General features: G+C 58.9%; 14 protein-coding genes. 4 read left to right on the plus strand and 10 right to left on the minus strand.

Features of this window, described 5'->3' with window-relative positions; genetic code table 11:
• Window positions 1-181: 181 nt before the first annotated feature.
• Entirely contained in the window at window positions 182-745 is a 564-nt protein-coding gene (locus MLD04_RS10940; RefSeq protein ID WP_248158120.1) for a hypothetical protein, read from the minus strand.
• 221 nt (window positions 746-966) lie between these two features.
• On the opposite strand from MLD04_RS10940, the gene pabB reads away from it, so the two are divergent.
• Window positions 967-2,322, plus strand: a complete 1,356-nt coding sequence (pabB, locus tag MLD04_RS10945) for an aminodeoxychorismate synthase component I (RefSeq protein WP_379883683.1) — start codon at window positions 967-969, stop codon at window positions 2,320-2,322.
• A gap of 65 nt (window positions 2,323-2,387) precedes the next feature.
• Here the strand turns inward: pabB and thrH are convergent, their stop codons facing one another.
• Window positions 2,388-3,002: a bifunctional phosphoserine phosphatase/homoserine phosphotransferase ThrH gene (gene thrH, locus MLD04_RS10950; protein WP_248158122.1), complete on the minus strand. Its 615-nt coding sequence runs from the start codon at window positions 3,000-3,002 to the stop codon at window positions 2,388-2,390.
• Between the two features lie 206 nt (window positions 3,003-3,208).
• On the opposite strand from thrH, the gene MLD04_RS10955 reads away from it, so the two are divergent.
• Window positions 3,209-3,931 carry a phosphoadenylyl-sulfate reductase gene (locus MLD04_RS10955; RefSeq protein ID WP_248158123.1) on the plus strand — a complete coding sequence of 241 codons (723 nt, stop codon included), beginning with the start codon at window positions 3,209-3,211 and terminating at the stop codon, window positions 3,929-3,931.
• 26 nt (window positions 3,932-3,957) lie between these two features.
• Here the strand turns inward: MLD04_RS10955 and cysB are convergent, their stop codons facing one another.
• Complete coding sequence (gene cysB / locus MLD04_RS10960; protein ID WP_248158126.1) at window positions 3,958-4,935, minus strand: HTH-type transcriptional regulator CysB; 978 nt, start codon at window positions 4,933-4,935, stop codon at window positions 3,958-3,960.
• A 191-nt stretch (window positions 4,936-5,126) separates the two neighbouring features.
• Here cysB and MLD04_RS10965 point away from each other — a divergent pair, with 191 nt between their 5' ends.
• Window positions 5,127-7,862 carry a winged helix-turn-helix domain-containing protein gene (locus MLD04_RS10965; RefSeq protein WP_248158128.1) on the plus strand — a complete coding sequence of 912 codons (2,736 nt, stop codon included), beginning with the start codon at window positions 5,127-5,129 and terminating at the stop codon, window positions 7,860-7,862.
• Between the two features lie 276 nt (window positions 7,863-8,138).
• Here the strand turns inward: MLD04_RS10965 and dinG are convergent, their stop codons facing one another.
• Genes dinG through MLD04_RS10990 form a run of 5 tightly spaced genes read right to left on the minus strand, consistent with a single transcriptional unit; the run spans window position 8,139 to window position 14,986 of the window.
• Window positions 8,139-10,328, minus strand: coding sequence for an ATP-dependent DNA helicase DinG (gene dinG, locus MLD04_RS10970; protein WP_248158130.1), 2,190 nt, complete (start codon window positions 10,326-10,328; stop codon window positions 8,139-8,141).
• Entirely contained in the window at window positions 10,328-11,020 is a 693-nt protein-coding gene (locus MLD04_RS10975; protein WP_248158132.1) for a general secretion pathway protein GspB, read from the minus strand. The genes dinG and MLD04_RS10975 overlap by 1 nt, the downstream gene beginning before the upstream one ends.
• Before the next feature lie 3 nt (window positions 11,021-11,023).
• Complete coding sequence (locus MLD04_RS10980) at window positions 11,024-12,676, minus strand: ExeA family protein (protein ID WP_248158134.1); 1,653 nt, start codon at window positions 12,674-12,676, stop codon at window positions 11,024-11,026.
• 10 nt (window positions 12,677-12,686) lie between these two features.
• Entirely contained in the window at window positions 12,687-14,174 is a 1,488-nt protein-coding gene (locus MLD04_RS10985) for a DUF3336 domain-containing protein (RefSeq protein ID WP_248158135.1), read from the minus strand.
• 32 nt (window positions 14,175-14,206) lie between these two features.
• Complete coding sequence (locus MLD04_RS10990; protein ID WP_248158285.1) at window positions 14,207-14,986, minus strand: MlaA family lipoprotein; 780 nt, start codon at window positions 14,984-14,986, stop codon at window positions 14,207-14,209.
• An 89-nt stretch (window positions 14,987-15,075) separates the two neighbouring features.
• Here MLD04_RS10990 and MLD04_RS10995 point away from each other — a divergent pair, with 89 nt between their 5' ends.
• On the plus strand, window positions 15,076-15,483 hold the full coding sequence (locus MLD04_RS10995; RefSeq protein ID WP_248158136.1) for an acyl-CoA thioesterase: 408 nt from the start codon (window positions 15,076-15,078) through the stop codon (window positions 15,481-15,483).
• Window positions 15,484-15,492: 9 nt separating this feature from the next.
• Here the strand turns inward: MLD04_RS10995 and MLD04_RS11000 are convergent, their stop codons facing one another.
• Complete coding sequence (locus MLD04_RS11000; RefSeq protein ID WP_248158137.1) at window positions 15,493-16,614, minus strand: beta-ketoacyl-ACP synthase III; 1,122 nt, start codon at window positions 16,612-16,614, stop codon at window positions 15,493-15,495.
• A 134-nt stretch (window positions 16,615-16,748) separates the two neighbouring features.
• Window positions 16,749-20,612 carry an ATP-dependent RNA helicase HrpA gene (hrpA, locus tag MLD04_RS11005; RefSeq protein ID WP_248158287.1) on the minus strand — a complete coding sequence of 1,288 codons (3,864 nt, stop codon included), beginning with the start codon at window positions 20,610-20,612 and terminating at the stop codon, window positions 16,749-16,751.
• Window positions 20,613-20,657 lie beyond the last annotated feature (45 nt).

Below are 20,657 nucleotides of genomic sequence, written 5' to 3' on the forward strand. Positions count from 1 at the left end.
ATTATTTCTCCTAAGAGTTTCTATTGTTTTTCTGCAGCTCTTTCCAGTTGCTGCAGGGTCAGTGTTCCAAACGCCTGAGTAAGTTTCTGAGAGATAGCGCACAAGATCTAAACAATCCGCAACAAACAATTACACTCCGAAAAACACTGTGACCTGGCACACAGATGCCAGCGTGACTGGATCACTCTTTCGGCTTCTCGTCGCTCTTGAAAATGACAGGATCGTAAGGCTGAACCGCCCCTTCTCCATATTCAAACCCGTCTGCTGTCTCCTGGTATTGCGTCCCCAACACTTCGGCGAAACCGGTCATGTATTCCAGCTCCACATTGATCTGCTTGCCATCCCTGTCATTGTCCGGCTGAAATTTGTAAACAACCGCCGATCCCAGAATTCGACCGTTATCTGCCTGTGACTTGAGGGCACTCCGAACGGCGTTCAGAACGACAACCGGGTTGACGTCCTTATCCAGCTCGCCCGGCTTTATCGCCCAGACAAATCGGACTTTTCCGCTGGGAAACAGGGCCGCGCCAAACGGTGCGAAGTCACCATAGGTCTCAAGCAGCGATTTCGCCTTCTTGAGAGATTTTGCAGCCAGGAAACGGGTGTTCGCCTGAATCTCACTCGCAAGCTGTTGTGTTGTAATGACCCGCTTTTGTGGCTCTTCGTCTTTGGCGACCGCGCTGGAGGCCAACACACATGAAAAGCAAAAGACGAACGCGCCCAATACTTTAGAAAGCTTTTGCATGGTTTCCTTCCTGTTTCAAATCATCAAGTTGTTATAGAAAGCTGTGAACGCTTGTAACCGAAGCATCGTTTCATTTTCCTTCCCTGCATTCAGTGCACTGTTTCTCATCTATTCCAGCAAGCTAATGAAAAATGTCGAAGAAATTTACAGTCCGGGTGTTCCCTCGGTCGCGCTTCCTTTCTATGATGCGCTCCTGAAACCCTTTCTACTGAGGAAGCCTGGTGGTTCCCGGATTAACAGTCCTGAACAAATCGGCGTTTTGCCGTCTGCTGTCACATGCCGCACAGGAGGATGATTTCGTTTACCTGGGCAGTACCGCGGATAACAGCCATTGCGGCTTGCTCTCCTCCTTTACCTCGAACTCGGTCGCCCGCGTGGACTACGACTCCGACACGCTTAAGTCACTATCAACGGGAGCTCTGGCCGATCGCATCGAAAAAGAGTCGTCAGGACTCAGAGTTTCCCGCTCTCCAAGCAGGGGGGTCTTGCCTGGCGGCTGGATCGGCTTTATCAGCTATGAATACGGCCACATCAAAGAGAAACGTTTGCAGAAGGGTGCCCAAACCCCGCCATTACCCCTGTTCTCAGCCGGGCTGTATCTATGGAGCGCGAATTTTGACCGGGTGTCCGGGGACTATCTTTTGTGGATTCATCCGGAATGCCCCCGGAAGATACGCGAAACGCTCGGCAACTGGCTGGAGAACGAACCCGAACGGGAACAGATGTTCTGGCGCATGAGAAAAGGGTTTTCACCGGCTCAAACCCCGAACCAATTCAGGGCCAGCGTCCGGCGCATCAAGAACTACATTGAAGCCGGCGACTGCTACCAGGCCAACCTCTCCCAGGAATTTACCGGAACCTATTCGGGCAATCCCTGGGCCGCCTTTCAGGCACTTTCCCGGGCCAACCCGACGCCCTACAGCGCCTTCATTCGCGCCGACAATTTCTCTGTCGTGTCTCTCTCGCCGGAACGTTTCCTTGAAATCGACCGGAGCATCGTTAAAACCAGTCCGATAAAAGGCACTCGTCCACGGGGCGATACCCCAGAAGGCGACGCCGCTCTGGCACAGGAGCTTCAGGCCTCCGAGAAAGACCGGGCGGAAAATCTGATGATCGTTGATCTTTTGCGGAACGACCTGGGCCTGAACGCCCGCACCGGATCGGTCCGGGTGGACGAGTTGTTCGCCCTGGAGTCCTACCGGAACGTCCATCACCTGGTCAGTCATATCCAGGCAGAACTGGCGGATGGCGTCTCACCCCTGAAAGCGTTATTCGACGCCTTTCCCGGAGGATCGATCACAGGCGCCCCGAAGGTCCGGGCCATGGAGATTATCCGGGAACTGGAACCTCACTGGCGCGGCCCGTACTGCGGCTCGGTGTTCTACTATGGGCTGGACGGCCGCCTGGACAGCAGTATCGCCATCCGGACCCTGCTCTGCGATGAATCAACGGGGACCATCCGGTGCTGGGGCGGTGGCGGAATTGTTGCGGATTCGGACCCGGAGGCGGAGTACCAGGAAACCCTGGCAAAGGTCGGGCCGTTGATGCGGTTTCTGGAAGAGCTGGAGATGGGGTAGAGCCGGGTCGAAGATGGGGTCAGATGAAGGCGTTCATCTGACCCCGAGTTCGCGGCCCGAACCGATCAGCTTTCGTGGACGGCGCTGGCCTTCAGGAATTCCTGGCGCAGTTCGTCGAACGTCTGCACCGACGGGAACTGCGGAAACTCTTCAATGACGTTCTGAGGGGCATGGAACAGAATGCCACGTTCCGCCTGCCCCAGCATGGTGGTGTCGTTGTAGGAATCGCCGGTTGCGATGACCCGGTAGTTCAGGAGCTGGAATGCCCTTACCGACTGGCGTTTGGGATCGCGTTGACGCAGCAGGTAATTGGTGATCTGGCCATTCTCGCCCACTTCCAGTTTGTGGCACAGGAGCGTCGGATAACCCAGCTTTTTCATGAGCGGCATGGCGAACTCGTAGAAGGTATCCGACAGGATGACCACCTGGAACCGCTCACGCAGCCAATCCAGGAACTCCCTTGCGCCCGGCAGCGGGTCCAGCTCACCGATGACTTCCTGGATCTGGGGAAGTCCATACCCGTGCTCGTCCAGCAGGCGAAGACGCTGCTTCATCAATACGTCGTAATCGGGGATATCACGGGTAGTGGCCTTGAGTTCCTCAATTCCGGTTTTTTCCGCGAATGCGATCCAGATTTCCGGAATCAGTACTCCCTCAAGGTCAAGACATGCCAGTTCCACAATCGTCTCCTGATGACATCGGTCGGTTGGCGAGCTGCGCTCGGCGTTGATCAGCGCGTATGATAAGGAAATCCGGGGCCGAATGCATCGTGATTATCATTGGAGGCTCACCTTTAAGGCATAAAGATATAGATTGTCATTACTTCAGGCTATGAGGGATTTAATGTTAGCCTGCCCTCTACATTGTCAAACAGCACGGGTACTGCATGAAGGACATCGAGACGCTACGCCAGGAACTTGAAGGTGCCAGTCCGCGGGCGATCCTCAAAGCCGCCCTGCAACACCACGATAATATCGTGATCTCGTTCAGCGGCGCAGAAGACGTCGTTCTGATCGAAATGGCGCACAAACTGACCGATAACCTCAAGGTGTTCACCCTGGATACCGGCCGGCTCCACCCGGAAACCTATGAGTTCGTCGACCGGGTCCGTGAGCATTACGGTATCGACATTGAGATCCTGTTCCCGGATGCCCAGGAAGTGCAGGCACTGGTGAGTTCCAAGGGTCTGTTCAGCTTTTACCAGGACGGTCATTCCGAATGTTGCGGGATCCGGAAGGTCAATCCGTTGAAGAAGAAGCTGGCAACCGTGGACGCCTGGATCACTGGTCAGCGGAAGGACCAGAGCCCCGGTACCCGGAACGATGTGCCGGTGGTCCAGGAAGACACCACGTTTTCCGGTGACGGCAAGACCCTGATCAAGTTCAATCCGCTGGCGAACTGGACATCAAAAGAAGTCTGGGATTACATCCGGATGTCCGAGGCCCCCTACAACAAGCTGCACGAACAGGGTTACGTCAGTATTGGTTGCCAGCCCTGCACGCGCCCGGTACTGCCAGGACAGCACGAGCGGGAAGGCCGCTGGTGGTGGGAAGAGGCCACGCATAAGGAATGTGGTCTGCATGCGGGAAACCTGATTGCCCGGGGCTGAGCGCCCCGGACCCTCGCCCACCCGCTTCAGTAGGTGGGCAATTCCACGTCTTTGAACAATTCCTCGATTTCCGTCCGACTGCCCTGGTGGGCAACCGCCGCGTCCACCTTCTCCTTGGTGAGATGGGGGGCAAACCGCTGCATGAAGTCATACATATAGCCGCGGAGGAAGGTGCCTTTGCGGAAACCAATCCGGGTGACGCTGGGACGGAACAGCTTGCGGGCATCGAGAGCCACCAGATCGGTATCGGTTTTCGGATCGAACGCCATACTGGCGATGATGCCCACTCCCAGCCCCAGGCGCACATAGGTCTTGATAACGTCCGCATCGGCGGCTGTGAACACCACTTTCGGCGTGAGGCCCTGACTACGGAAGGCCTCGTCGAGTTTTGATCGCCCGGTGAAGCCGAACACATAGGTGACCAGCGGGAATTCTGCGAGCTCCGGCAGCGTCAGCTCATCGAGTTTCGCCAGCGGGTGATCCCTGGGCACGATCACACTGCGGTTCCAGCGATAGCAGGGCATCATGATCAGGTCGTTGAACAACTCCATCGCCTCGGTGGCAATGGCAAAGTCCACCGCCCCGTTGGCCGCCATCTCGGAAATCTGCATCGGCGTGCCCTGGTGCATGTGCAACGAAACGTCGGGGTATTCTTCGATGAAGCCCCGAATGATGGGCGGCAATGCATAGCGGGCCTGGGTATGGGTGGTTGCGATACTCAGGTCACCCTTGCGCTGGTTGCTGAACTCCTGGGCAATCTTCTTGATGCCCTCCACCCTGCGCAGTATCTCACCCGCCTCACGAATGATGATTTCGCCGCCAGGCGTGATACGGGTGAGGTGCTTGCCGCTACGGGCGAACACCTCCAGGCCGAGTTCGTCCTCCAGGAGCCGGATCTGTTTGGAAATACCTGGCTGGGACGTAAAAAGGCTTTGGGCGGTTGCGGACACGTTTAGATCGTGGTGGGCAACTTCCCAGATATAGCGCAACTGTTGTAGTTTCATTGAGGGCAATACTCCCGCATAAAAACTTTATTTTTCATTCTTTTTCACTATATACAATACCTTTCCAAAAGTTTAGACCAAAATTGCATTTTCGCATCCTTCAACAATAACCTACGTCACTGAAGCGCTTGACTTGTCCGCTGCAAAGCCGACAATCCGGTAACCGACATTTCCCGGCATTCAGAGATCCAATGCTGCTGACCACGAAGTTTCTCAGGCCCACCTCCGATCCCCGGGCAGTCACCCGTGACCGACTGCGGGAAAGGCTTGACCGGGACGGGCCGAAACGCCTGAACCTAGTGATCGCGCCTGCCGGCTTCGGCAAGACCACACTTGTCAGTCAGTGGTGCGCCAGTACCGGAGCACCTACCGCCTGGCTGTCGCTGGACGAGCACGACGATGAACCCAGGCGATTCTGGCAATACGTGGTTGGTGCGCTGGAATACGCCGGGCTGCCCGGTATGTCGGAATGCCACAGGATCCTGTCGCAACAGGGCGGCGAAGATCTCACAGCCCTGATCACGGCGGTTATCAACGAGCTCTCCCGCGATGAGGGAGAATGGACCCTCGTGCTCGACGATTACCACTTTATCCAGGATCCGGCCATTCACCGCCTGCTGGGCTGGTTTGTGGATTACCTGCCGCCCGGAAAGATGCTGGTCATTGCCTCCCGCTCCGAACCTCCTTTACCGCTGTCGCGCTGGCGGGTACGTCGATGGGTCGAAGACATTCACCCAGGCTTGCTGGCCTTTTCCGATGACGAATGCCTGCAGTTCTTTCGAAACACCATGGGGCTGGACATCAGCGAGGAACACGCCCGGACGATCTGCCGTAAAACCGAGGGCTGGGTGGCCGCCATGCAACTGTCCGCCCTGTCCAGCGGCCAGGCCACCGGTCGCAGCGCCGCGCCGCGAACCATCGGTAAGCTCGATATCAACGAACGCCAGATCAGCGATTATGTACTGGCCGAGGTACTGGATCAGCAACCGGAAAGCCTGGCCAGTTTCCTTCTGGACACCGCCTGCTGCCCTCGCCTCAGCGCCTCCCTTTGCGACAGCATCCGAGATCGGGAAGACAGCCAGGACATGCTTGAGGAGTTGCTCCGGCAGAACCTGTTCCTGATCCCGCTGGATGCGCGTAACGAATGGTTTCGCTACCACGATCTGTTCCGGGATGCGCTGGTGCAGCGCATGCAGCTAAACGATCCGGAACGTGCAGAACGGCTTTGGCGGCAAACCATGGAATGGCTGCTGACCCACGGCCATGTCCAGGAAGCCATCGCCCAGATCGTCCGTCACGGCGACTGGCCCTGGCTCGCAAGGGTGCTCTCGGAGCATGGCAACAACCTGATTCATGGCGGTTTCCACCTTCCGGTCCTGGAATGGCTGGACGCATTGCCCGGCCACCTGATCGACGACAGCCCGCAACTGCAGATGCTTCGGATCTGGGGGCTGTTTTTCGCGAATCGGGTCGACAGTCTTGAACCGCTGCTTACCTCGCTGGAAGACCTTCTGGACCGTCGCGTGGCAGACTCCCATCCCGACGCCGAGGGTGCCCTGGGGCTGAACAGCGAGATCTCCCTGATCCGCTCCTATCTGGCCCGGACCCGCAGCGATGACAAAAGCGCCAGTGACCTGACACGGAAGGTATTGGAAGACATCGACCATACCCGGATCCCGCTCAAATCCGTGACCTATTACGGCCTCGGGCTGGATTATTACGGCCGTGGTGAGCTGCCTGAAGCCGCCGAAGCGCTCCGTTCGGCGGTTCACTACGGGCAGGTCGAGCGCAAACCCAGCACCGTGCTGTCCAGTGGCGGCCTGCTTGCCTGGATCCAGTACAACCGGGGTGACATCGATACCGCGCTGAGGACCTGCACCGAGGTTCGAAACTGGGTAGATCAGCATTATGCGGACCCCTCGCAGCCCCGTCTCATTTCCTGCTGGCAGAACAGCGCCCTCACGGAAATCTACCGGGAACGCAACGAGACCGCGATGGCTCACAGCCACCTTGCGCCGCTTCTGGAGCACGTGAATCAGGGCACCGAACCGGGGCAACATGTCATTATCCAACATGTCCGGGGCCACCTGGCGTTCAGCGAGGGCCGCTTCGAGGAGGCCATCGAAGCCCTGGAAGATGCGCACCATACCGGGCGTCAGCGCCGGGACCACATCCTCTTCGAGCCGCCGGTCAGTGCTGCCCTCCTGGCACGATGCTTCCTTGCATCCGGAGCCATCGATCGCGCGGCGGCCAGCCTGGAAAACATTCAAGTGGAGGCCATCACCAACCCGCTTCATAAAGAGCAGTACTACATCGGTAAAGCCCGGGTCCTCAATGCCCAGGGTCACCCCAGGCAGGCACTGGAATGTCTGATGCCGTTGCGCAGTAACGTCGAGCGGGACGCACACCACCTGCACCTGGTGGAGGTGCTGCTCATCTCTGCAGAATCCCTGGAGCTGATGGATCGTCGGGATGACTCCCGCACCCTTCTCGAACTGGCCGTGGAGAGGGCTTCCGAGGCCGGGCTGATCCGCCTGTTCGCTGAGGAAAGCCCGCTGCTTCGCGAAAGGCTGATGGACCTGCCCATGTTACGGACGCCGGGGAGCTGGAACCGGACCGTGCTTCACATGCTCCGGGATCAGGAAGCGACAGCCACCGACAGGCAGCCGGTGGAGCAACCAGACAGCACCGTGCAGGAGCCGCCCTCAACGCCAGTCTCCGGCCTTCAGGAGCCCCTGAGCCAAAGAGAGCTGGAGGTACTTGCTTTAATCAACGACGGCTTTGCCAACAAGGATATCGCTCGCAAGATGGAAGTGGCACCGGCAACGGTAAAGGCGCATATCCGTAATCTTTACGGGAAGCTGGCGGTCGGACGGCGGACGGAGGCCCTGGCACGGGCCCGAGAGCTGGGCCTGCTCAATAACTGAAAGGATCGCCGAGGCATTTTTTTGTGACGCCTGTCACAGTTTACAGGAAGTTTTAAGCCCTACTACGCCCTTTGGACGATCCATCTACGCCCTCTACTCCCCTATTATTCTCCCAACGGTGAGGGAATCCCTCACCCCGGATTCTGAAACTTCAGGCCTTCAGATTCTCTTGTTCCGCGTTGTTTCGACGCCCGGGTTCGATTTGGACCCCTTTGATAAGAGCCAACCATCGGTTGGCTCTTTTTTTATGGCCGGGAAGGAGGCGATCCAGCCGGATTAGCGCTCAATGATGCGGCGGAACGGCGGCAGCGCGTCGAGCAGCAACTGTCCATAACGCCGTGCCACGATGCGGCGATCCAGAATGGTCACCCGTCCGGTGTCCTGCTCCGTACGCAACAACCGCCCGACCGCCTGGACCAGCTTGATGGACGCGTCCGGCACGGTGATCTCCATGAACGGATTGCCACCGCGCTGGGTCACCCATTCGGCCAGGCTCGCCTCGATCGGATCGTCCGGCACGGAGAATGGCAACCGGGTAATCACCACGTGGTGCAGGTATTTCCCCGGCAAATCGATCCCCTCGGCGAAGCTTGCGACCCCGAACAGCACGCTGGGGCGCCCCTCGTCGACCCGGCCGCAGTGTTGCTTGAGGACTTCCCCCTTGGCCATATCGTCCTGCGTCAGGATGAGGTCCGGATAGTCCGGTGCCAGTGCGTCTCGTACCTGCTGCATCTGACGACGGGAGGTGAACAATACCAGTGTCGCTTTCTCCCCTGCCCAGAGTTCCGGCAGTTTCCGGACCAGCGCATCGCCGAAGCCATCATCGGTCGGAAGAACCGGGATGGCGGGCACTTCAACCGTTGCCATTTCCCCATATCGGAAGGAGCTTGGGACCACGAGGAACCGACTGGCCTCCGGCAGACCGGCCCGCGATTTCAGCCGGTCAAACCGACCGAGCGCTGTCAGCGTGGCGCTGGTCAGAACGGCTCCGTAAGCCCGTGACCAGAGGCGCGCATAGAGCAGATTGTCCGCAAGTACCGGAGAACTGTAGAGCGTAATGTCCTCGGCATGATCCCAACGTTGCCGGACCGCCCAGCGGGCCGGGGGCGGACTCTTCGGATTGGCAACGGCACTCTCCTCAGCATCGCTCTCCGGCTTGTCCGTCGGCCGGGTACCGACCTGATCGCACCAGGCGGCCCAGAGCCTCAGCTGCTCCTCCGAGCGGCCGTGAAAGCCACCGATAACGGGATACCAGGCCTCCGCCGTATCCCGGTCAATCTCATGTTCCTTGCGCTCATCAAAGGCGCCCTGTAGATCGTCTGCCAACGACCCCAGCTGCCGGACCAGGCCCGCGGTCGCCACCCGGGCCTCTGCCGCCAATTCAGCAAGCTGTTCCGGGAGTTCGCCTTCGGGATAACGCCACTGGGCGGTCCTTCGCTCTTCATTGAACTCCCAGCCGGTATTCTGTTCCGCGTGTTCATAGACCCGGGCCAGTGCCTGATCCACATCCCGGGCCGCCGTGCTGATCTTGTCGAGGGTTTTGGTCGCCTGGGTGCCCGGGCTCAGGAAAGGCTGCATCTTCACCAGCGCCTGGGAAAGCTGCTTGAGCCATTGCCGGGTCGAGTTCAGCGGCACTGACGCGGCAAAATGGTTCAGCGCCTTGTCCGGAAGGTGATGGGCTTCGTCGAAAATGAACAGGGCGTTTTCAGGCTCCGGGAGGATAGCACCGCCCCCCAGTGCCAGGTCCGCCAGAACAAGATCGTGGTTGGCCACAACCACGTCGGCATCATCCAGGTCCTTACGGGCATCGAAAAAGGCGCAGCTGTCAAAATAGCTGCAATGGCGATTGGTACACTGCCGGTGATCGGTGGTGACCTGACGCCATACCTCGTCGGGGATCTGTTCCGGCCAGTGATCCCGGTCGCCGTCCCATTCCCGGGAACCATAACTGGCCAGCATGTTCTCGAAAAATGTCCGGGAGCCGGGCTCATCACCATCTGCATTATCGAGCAGGAACAACGGCATGGTGTCACTGTCACCGTTACCCTCGTCGTGCAGCCGCGCCTCCAGCCGGGACATGCAGAGATAACGCCCCCGCCCCTTGGCCAGCGTCCAAGAAAATTCCAGGTTGCTGTGCTTTTTCAGGTCCGGCAGATCCTTCAACACAATCTGGTCCTGAAGGGCCACGGTCGCGGTGGATATCACCAGGGTTTTCCCCAACGCCTGCGCCACTGGAATCGCGGCAATCAGGTACGCCAGTGTCTTACCGGTACCGGTGCCCGCTTCCACGACACAGGTCGCCGGCGGTGACGTCCGCTGACCGTCGTTGTCCGTAATATCGCCCATGTACCGCGCAATTTCCGCGATCATCAGCCGCTGACCGTAGCGGGCCTTGATGCCCTTGCCGGCGAGAACGTCCCGGTAACCCTGCTGGATTTCCTGCTTGATCGGATCTGTGAGCGCCATTAGCGGGGGCTCACCCAGTCCCGCAGGACCCCGACCCGGAACTGCTGCCCCTGTTTGCGCAGCACCACGCCGTCCTCGGTAATCCGGTCCACCGTGATTCCGTCGAAGCTGTCGCCGGGCTTGAGGTATTGCCCATTGATCATCACTCGACGAGCCTGGGGGTCAGATGCATAAATGTGGCTGTTGAACGTCAAATCGGGAATACTCTTCTGAAACGAAAGGGGCAGTTCAATAAGGTGGGGTACCCTGTCGGAATTCGGGCTTTCTGACAAGACCTCCTGCGTCTTTTCACGACTGACCGATGGCACGATGATCGTGGGCTTTTCAGCTTCTGCCACAGCAGCCGGCTCCGACTCAACCGGCTCATCCGTCACTGGAGCCGGCGGATCGATTTTCTCCTTTTCCACAACGGCACTCGATGAGGAAGCGTCGTCGCTTTCCCGCTGAACAGAACCGGCAACGGACGTCTGCGACGGCTCCGAATCCACAGGGGTTGGCACGGCTCGAGGCCAGAAAACCACGGCCAGAACGCCTGCATTCACCAGAAGTGCCAGGGCGATCCAGACTCCGGCAGCAATACCCTTCTTCCGCCCGGCCCCGTGTATCAGCTGAACCTGATGTCCCAGATCCGGCACTTTGCCCTGGCGACGTTCAGTCTCGGATTTGCGCAATGCATCAAGGATATAGGACATGAGTTACCCCCTGGCTCCGGATTTCCGGGCCATCAATCTGGGCACCGAGGCATTCAGGTCATTGTTCATCTGAATCACTGTCATACCACCGGCGATTCCGTCCACGGCGAGCCCCTTGACACCCTGGTACCAGCGCACCTGCTCTTCCGGGGCCAGCCGCTTGACGCGAGCGCTCTCCTTTTCCGACCCGGCGAACCGGTCAGCAAGCTCCATCATCCGGGCACCGATCCACAGTTCCTCACCGGTGCCAGTCCCATAAAAGCCATCGTCCGTCATGTAGTCCGGCAGACGCCATAGCACCTGGTAATTCCCGAACCAGTAGGGCTCCAGACTGGAAAAGGACACCTCCTCCGTACGTCCTCCCGGCCATGTCAGGCGGGCCTGGTTGCCCTCAAGCGAACGGATAACCACATAGCCACTCTCGCCCTCGTCCCCTTTCAACGTAAGGATGGCGGGACGATCGAGAAATTCGAGGCTGCGCCGGGTTCCCTGACGGTCAAGGCACGCCAGCCCGACCTCCCGGGCAAAATCACACCCCTTGGTCTCGTCCGTCGGAGCATATTCCCGGCCCCATACATTCAGCAGTGCGGCAAACGCGGCCTCAGATGTCAGGCTCTGTTGGGACATATCAAAGGCCACAGGTGATGGCGCTGTATTGTCAGGCTCGCGATTAACGGTACCGGCCGCCTGGGAAGGCTCATCGGCCAGGTTATTCAGTATGTTGCCCTCTCCCGGCGGCTTGTACACCAACCAGATGGTGCCAATGACCGCTACCAGGATCGACGCTGCAAGCAGCAGATAACGCGAAATGGGCACGGGCGACGTCGGCTGTGCAGCAGAGCCGATACCGCCCTTGACTTCCCGCGACGCCTGCCGGATGTGGGCCTTCCGGATTTCGTGTTCGCCCTCGGCATAGGCGCCGAGCAAAGCCCGATCACTGATGAGATTGATCAGCCGCGGAATACCATGACTGTCCCGATAGAGTCGGCGAACGGCGCCGGGCGTAAAAATATCCCCCCGAAGGCCGGCAACACTGAGTCGATAACGCAGGTAGGCCGGCAGCTCCTCCTTGCCGATCGCATCGAGATGATACCGGGCCGTTACCCGCTGATTCAGCTGCCTCAGCTCCGGCAGAGCGAGGACCTGTTGCAGTTCCGGCTGGCCCAGCAAAACAATCTGCAGGAGCTTTTTCTCGGCGGTCTCAAGGTTGGTCAGCAACCGCAATTGCTCGAGAACCTCGGCGGACAGGTTCTGGGCTTCGTCGATCATCAGAACCTTGTGCCGACCGGCGGCATGGGCCGTCAGCAGGTCCTGATTGATCAGGTCCACCAACTGCTTGATGCTTGCGCCGGGATCATGGGAGATTTCCAGCTCATCGCAGATCGCCGACAGCAGTTCCCGCACCGACAATCGGGGATTCAGGATCAGTGCGATATCCACGTTGTCCGGGGCATTCTCGATGAAGCACCGGCTGACCGTGGTCTTGCCCGTCCCCACTTCTCCAGTGATCACGATAAAGCCGCCACCGCCCTGCCCCTTGACGCCATACATGAGGTGGGCGAGGGCTTCCTTGTGCCGGTCGCTCAGATAAAGGTATCGAGGGTCTGGGGCGATTGAGAACGGAGGTTCCCGGAAACCGAAAAAATCGTAATACATCAACTTTCTCTCACGATGCTCCGGACTCCGGATGACCGACAACTCTGAGTTCTGCTGTACGCCGGTTCTGCTGTTTCAGGCGGCGAACGCAACGTTCCAGCGTTTTGGAAATCCTGGCGTGGGAGCGAATCATGGAAATCTTGGGCCAGGTTGCACGTTCGCCGGCAAGGATCATCTCACGGACATACGCCGGCTCCGGGTTGGCCAGCATACGGCGATAGTCCCGGACCGAGTACGTCGGAGCGATGGTCACATCGCCCGAATACCGCTGCGCCATAATCGTGTACAGCTGACCGGATACCTGTCGGAGAAGTTCCGGACGCACCCGCTTTCGCAGGTAATCAAACAGTCCCTGGCCATGAAACTGGATTTCCGATTTCAACAGATGCATCGGCAGTCGGGCCAGCGACAGTTTCTCATCCCGGCCACGATTTCCCAGGAACGGCACCACATGGGGATTGGTCTGGCTGGCGATGGTGAAATTCACATCGTACAGATGCATCAGGCGTTCAATGGGCAGGTCACTCACCACCGAGCCATCCACAAACTTCAGTCTGGGCATGTAAGGCAGCGCGTTGCCATGGATGTCCTTTTTCATCAGCGTCACGGGCGGGAAAATCCCCGGAACCGCGGCGCTGGCCAGGGCCGCGCTCCAGACCAGCAGGTATGGCGAGGTGTATCCGCACAGGAGGCGCGCCTTCTGGTGCGCCTGAACCGGCGACACCGAGATATTGATGGACCGACCGGTACGCTGATAGGCCTCCTCGAAAGTGAACTCGCCAATGTTGGCCCTCAGGCATTTCCGCAGCTGCGCCTGGTCCATCAGCCCGTCGCCCCGCATAGCGCTGAGCAAACCGCGCCATTTCCAGGCCTTGAGGTCGTGGTTTTCCGGAACCAGCATCTCGGGAATCTCGGCATCGGTGTGCACACCGAGGATCGCAGCGATGATCGCGCCAATACTGGAGCCTGCGATAACCTGCGGCAGCAGGCCCTTTTCCCAGAGTGCCTTGATCACCCCGAAATGGAACATTCCCAGTGTGGCGCCCCCGCTGAGCAACAGCGTCGGCCGTCCGTAACTGGTCAGCGTATCCCGGAAAAACTGCAGCTTGTCGGCCACCGGGAATCCGGGCACCGGATGATCACACAGGAAGTCGAGGGCCTCACAGACCTGGGTGATGTACTCTTCGATCAGATGCTTGGTGCCAACCCGGGAGCGAGTATAGAGCGCCGGATTGCCCATGTTGCCGAGGTCGTGATGCAGTCCTTCCCGGAGTGCCCGTTTCAGGCGTTCGAAATCATTCTGCTGCCGGTACTGCTTGAGATTGCTGAGCCGGTCATAGACAAGTTCGTAGTGGTAGAGGTCCGATGCAAACCCCTCTTTCCACTCGACATTGCCCTCACGGTAATCAAGCTCCAGCGCGGCCGCCTTCCAGACTTCGTAATTGGGCGCCTCCGCCAGCATACGACGGTACTTGGCAATTCCAGGATCCTTGATCACCGCGGCCTCCCTGTTCAGCGTTCGCCTGCCAGTCAGAAATCCTCAAGCATGAGGTCTTCGCTGTTACCACTGGCGAAGGGGTCTTCAACAACCTTACCATCATTGATCAGGTATTGCCGACGCTGCAGGAAGGCGTTACGCACGAAGATGTAGTTGTCACCGGACATGAACGCTTCCGCCGGAATCAGGTCGGCCCGCTTGTCGACGATCTGCAGTGCACGCGCGTAATAGACCTCCGGACTCTCGACCGAATCCCAGGCCGATGGAAACACAAAGGCGTCACTGGCCAGTCCGGTAAAGTGGCGAGGCGTGGAAGGGCCGAGGAACGGCAACATCAGATAGGGACCGGAACCGGCGCCCCAGTAGCCGAGGGTCTGGCCAAAATCTTCCGGTTGTTCCGGAAGGTCAAACGCAGTGGCAACATCAAAAATTCCGCCCAGCCCAAATACCGTGTTGTAGGTAAACCGCCCTGCGGCCACCACCGCCGACTCGGGCTTCAACTGGAGCAGGCTGTTGATGAAATTGCGCACTTCCTGAAGGTTGTTGAAGAAATTGGTCACGCCCTGATCAACCACGGTCGGCGTGACATCCCGATAGAACTGGGCGACGGGTTTGAGCGCCCAACGATCCACAAACCGGTTAAAACTGAATACCTTACGGTTCCAGGATTCATAGGGGTCATTGGGAGCCACTGGCGCGGAACCGCTGGGTGCCGGTTCCTGCATAGCCTGGGCGTAGGCCTCGCTGGTGGGCACGAAGGCCACGGCGACCAACAGTAGCCAGAGTAAGCGCCGGGAAAAAAATCGTTTCATCATGCACTCTTGAGTTGTGAATCAGGTTTCAGTTCGTCGAAAATACCGGCGCTTTGGCTTTTTTAATTATTTTTCCGGAGGAGAGTCCGATGTCAGTACCGGGTAATCTGGTCAGCACCATAACCATGCCACTGCGATGGGGCGATATGGATGCATACGGCCATGCCAACAATACAGTTTATTTCCGATTCTTCGAGGAGGCCCGCATTAACTGGCTTGCATCCCTGAACGTCGGCGGTCCCGAAGAACCGACTGGTCCCGTTATTATAAAGACCAGCGCGACCTTTCTGAAGGAGCTGACGCACCCGGCTTCGGTTATCGTCCAGACATTCGCCGACAAAGCCGGCAATACCAGTCTTGATACCTACCATCTGGTGACCGACGCCGAGTCGGGCGAGGTCTATGGAGAAGGATACGCAAAGATCGTGTGGTTTGACAGGCAAGCCCGCACCTCCACCGCACTGCCAGAGACCCTGAAAGCCCTGGCAGCACGCTGAAAGGCCTGATTACCGGCGGCGAACCACAACGCTGCCGATGGAATAACCGGCACCAAACGAGCAGATCACGCCCAGGTCGCCGGTTTCCAGGTCATCACTGTGTTTATGGAACGCGATGATCGAACCCGCCGAGCTTGTATTCGCGTATTCGTCCAGAATCACGGGTGCTTCGTCCAGGCTCGGATCACGGCCGAGTACCTTCCTGGCGATCAGCTGATTCATATTCAGATTGGCCTGATGCAACCACATCCGGCGCAGGTCGCCCGCTGTCAGCCCCAGTGATCCAAGATGGTTCTGGATGGTCTGGGCCACCATCGGGGACACTTCCTTGAACACCTTCCGGCCTTCCTGGACAAACAGCTTGTCTGGCTTGCCGATACCGGATTCATCGGCCCGGTTCAGGAATCCGAAGTTGTTACGGATGTTGTTCGAGAACTTCGTTTTCAGGCTGGTGCCGAGAATTTCAAAGCCCTGCCCGGCCCTGGTGTCCGCCTCACGCTCCACCAGGATCGCGGTGCATGCATCCCCGAAGATGAAATGGCTGTCCCGGTCGCGAAAGTTCAGATGCCCGGAACAGATTTCCGGACTGACCACCAGAACCGAACGTGCGGCTCCGTTTTCAACCGAGTTGACGGCCGCCTGCAGGCCGAAGGTCGCGGAACTGCAAGCTACGTTCATGTCGTAGGCAAAGCCTTCGATTCCCAACGCCTGCTGAACCTCGATGGCCATGGCGGGGTAGGCCCGCTGCATGTTGGAACAGGCAACGATCACCGCGTCGACGTCCGCTGCGGTTTTACCGGCCCGGGCGAGCGCCTCTTCACTGGCAACCACAGCCATGTCGCACTGGACCGAACGCTCGTCGTTGCTCCGCTCAGGAATGTGCGGTGTCATTCGCCGCGGATCGAGGATGCCCTCTTTATCGATGACATGGCGCCGTTTGATTCCCGAGGCCTTTTCAATGAATGCGGACGACGACTGTTGAAGTGCGGTCACCTCACCTTGCTCGATAGCGTCGGCATGCTCGGCGTTGTACAGATCCACAAACTGGTTAAAAGCCTCGACCAGTTCGTCATTATCGATGGTTGCAGGCGGTGTGTAGAGACCGGTCCCGCTAATGACGGCTTTAATCACGCTAACCCCACGTCATGATTGTGAAAACTTGATGACAAAACGTCCCGATGCTGGAAATACTAACACAGTCCGTGACATTTTCCCGTTCACCTTTGTTACCGCCGCACAACAACGGGGCAGCCTACCAGAAGCCATTAAACCCGCGTCCTTTCCCACTGTCGATCCAGACGCTTGACCGAGACCGTCATCGCTGTGCCCAACTGTTGGGCAAAAAACGACACCCGAAACTCCTCAAGCATCCAACGGTACAGGGTCAGCTCAGGGTCGCGAACACCCTGGCGCTGCTGTTCATCGCGTTTTGCCGCATAACGGGCCCAAAGCGGCTCGATGGTGTGCAGAAACTCCCGCTCCCGACCCATTTCACGGGGCATTTTCTCCAACCGGACCAGGCAGGCTTCGAAATAGACGCCAAACCTCGCCAACCACTCTTCAGGTGTGGACACAAGGAAGCCGGGATACACCAGGTTCTCCAGCTGGAATTTCAGGTCCGCCATGCTGTTGGCCAGCGCCAGGTTGATCTTTCCCTTCAGCTGTTTCGCCACCTTCTGGTAACCACACATTGCCTGGTACAGCTGTTCGTCCGCCGCTTCCAGAGCCGGGATGAAATCGCCCCGATGGGCTTCGTACACCTGATCGAACGCCGCGCGTGTGCGAGGAAGCTCGCCCCCGAGAAAATGCCGGATCACAGCCGCCAGCACGAGATCGTCCAGCAACACCCTGGCCTGCCCCACGGGCGCAAACATCAGCGCGGATTGCTTGAATTTCGGCAGTTTTCGATCCAGGTCGCTGAGCGTACTGCCAAAGCGATTGATGATCAGGCGCGCTATACCGCGGCGGGTCGTCTCCTCGGCCGTCAGCGCATCGAGACAACGAATCAGACGCACGCGCCCGCCCATATCCTCAATCGCCGGCCAGACGGTTACCTGCATTCCGCCTTTCTCGGTCTGAACCTGCGTCGGCAGGTCTCCGAACGTCCAGTCCCCGTAACTTTCCGCGGTCTGGCCTGAACGCGCCTCCGAGTCCACCGAGGCCAGGGCTTCCTCGGCCTGTCCTTCGAGCTGGCCCTGAAGGGCATCGGTCTCCCGGCTTTCCGCCAACACCTTGCCCTTGTCTCCCATCACCCGAAGATTCATGCGCAGATGCCGGGGAAGTTCCGCCTCGGACCAGGCCTCCGGATCAATCTGCACACCGGTCATCCGTCTCAGCTCGTTACCGAGCTGCTGGGTCAGAGGTTCGTTAGAGGGTTGCATGTTGGCCAGCGCGGCATCGACGAAGTCTGGAACTGGCACAAAATTGCGACGCAGGGCCTTGGGAAGCCCTTTCACCAGCGCAATACACTTCTCGCGGAGTAGCCCCGGCACCAGCCACTCGAGCCGGCGGGACGGGATCTGTTTGAGCGCCATGATCGGAACCTGCATGGTCACCCCATCGCGCTCACTGGTGGGCTCGAATTCGTAACTCAGGGGATACTTCACCCCGTCCCATTCCAGGTAGTCCGGGTAAAGCGCGTCAGCCTGCGCATCGACGGGCCGCTGCAGAACGTCGGATTCGGTCAGCTCAAGATTCCTGAGCTCGTCGGCCGACAGTCCCTTCCACCAGCTTTCAAAATGACGCCCGCTGACGATGTCGTCAGGCAATCGTTGGTCGTAGAAGGCGAACAACACCTCATCGTCGACCAGCAAATCCCGCCGGCGGGTTTTCTTTTCAAGGTTTTCGACGGTATCCAGCATGGCCCGGTTGCGGGCGATGAACGGGGCTTTCGAGCGATAGTCACCTTCGACGAGGGCCCTGCGGATAAACAGATTACGGCATTCGGCGGGATCCACCTTCGTGTAGGCGATCCGGCGCTTGGGCACCACATCAAGGCCATAGAGCGTGACCTTTTCGTAGCCCATGACCTGGGCCCGCTTTTGCTCCCAGTGGGGCTCGAAGTAGTGATGCTTGACCACATGGCCCGCCAGGGGTTCGATCCACTCTGGCTGTATCGCCGCCACCATGCGCGCGAAGACCCGGCTGGTCTCGACAATCTCCGCCGCCACAATCCACTTGGGCGCCGTCTTGGCGACCTTTGAACCGGGAAAGATCAGCACCTTGCGGTTGCGGGTTGCCAGGTACTCTTTCTTCTCGACCTTCACCGCTACCTGGCCCAGAAGCCCGGCCAGGATCGCCTTGTGAATCGGATCGTAACTGGCAGGCTCACGGTTGAACGCCAACTTCTGCTCCCGGCAGATCAGGGTCAGCTGGCGATGGATGTCCCGCCATTCCCGCATGCGCATATAGCTCAGGAAGTTCTTCTGGCACAGCTTCTTGAGCTGGTTCTGCGAGAGATCCTGACGCTGCTCCTCGTACCAGTTCCAGATGTTCAGCAGGGTCGCGAAGTCCGATTCCTTGTCATTGAATGCGGCATGAGCCTGGTCGGCCGCCTGCTGTTTGTCCTGGGGGCGTTCCCGGGGATCCTGGATACTGAGACCCGCAATCACGATCAGGGTCTCGGACAGGCTCCCCAGCTCGCCGGAGGTTACCAGCATGCGGGCGAGCCGCGGATCCAGCGGCAGGCGCGCCATGGTGCGACCGAGCCGGGTCAGGCGACGCCGGTCGTCGACCGCGCTGAGTTCCTCCAGCAATTTGTAGCCATCGTTGACCTGACGGCGATCGGGAGCCTCCAGAAACGGGAATTGACGGATTTCGCCGAGACCGAGGGTGGCCATCTGGAGAATGACGGATGCCAGATTGGTGCGCAGGATCTCCGGATCCGTGAATTCGGGACGGTTCAGGAAGTCCGTCTCATCGTAAAGCCGGAAGCAGATACCCGGAGCCACCCGGCCACAACGTCCGGCCCGCTGGTTCGCGCTCGCCTGGGAGATCGGCTCGATGGGCAACCGCTGGATTTTCGACCGGACGCTGTAGCGGCTGATCCTGGCAACGCCGGTATCGATCACATATCGAATGCCGGGCACCGTGAGCGAGGTTTCTGCCACGTTGGTGGACAGTACAATGCGCCGCCCCCGGTGGGACTGGAAAACACGGTTCTGTTCCTTGTTGCTCAGGCGGGAATACAGGGGCAACACTTCAGTGTGTTTCAGGTCCACATGCCGGAGCACCTTACTGAGATTCCGGATCTCCCGCTCACCCGGCAGGAAAACCAGCACATCCCCGGGGGGCTGCTTTTCCCGCCGTTCGTGATCCTCAATCTCCGCCAGGGCACTGACCACGCCGTCCGTCCAACCCTGGTCCCGATCGTCTTCATCGCCCGTCAGGGGCCGGTACCGGACGTCAACCGGATAGGTCCGCCCGCTTACCTCAATCACCGGTGCCCCACCGAAGAACTCGCTGAAGCGTTCAACCTCAATGGTGGCGGACGTGATGATCACTTTCAGGTCAGGACGCTTGGGTAAGAGCTGTTTCAGATAGCCCAGCAGGAAGTCGATGTTCAGGCTGCGCTCGTGGGCTTCGTCGATGATCAGCGTGTCATAACGATCCAGGAACCGGTCGTGTTGGACTTCCGCCAGCAAAATCCCGTCCGTCATGACCTTGACCCGGGACTGCTCCGACGTCTTGTCAGTAAACCGGATCTGGTAACCGATCTGCTCTCCGGTCTGCTCACCGATTTCCTCGGCAATGCGCGCAGCCACACTTCGTGCGGCAATCCTGCGGGGCTGGGTATGACCGATCAGCCCCCGGATACCACGACCACTGTTCATGCAGATCTTGGGAATCTGCGTGGTCTTACCGGACCCTGTCTCCCCGGCAATGATCACCACCTGATGCTGTTCAATGGCCGCCCGAATGTCGTCGACCCGCTCGGACACCGGCAAACCTTCGGGAAAGCTGGCCGGCTTATGCAGGGCCTGGCGACGCTGAACCTTGTCGAGCCCCTGCTCCAGCCAGTTCGCCATTTTTTCCAGATCTTTCTGGCCAGGCCGGCCCTTGGTACGCGACACGGCACGGACGATGCGGGCAGCCTCCTGCTGATTGCAGGCGTCCAGCTGCTCCATCATGGCCTTGACCGCGCCCTGGGCGTTCGGTTTTGGGGAAGAAGATGT

The sequence above is a fragment of the Marinobacter koreensis genome (assembly GCF_023156285.1).
Classification (GTDB): Bacteria; Pseudomonadota; Gammaproteobacteria; order Pseudomonadales; family Oleiphilaceae; genus Marinobacter; species Marinobacter koreensis.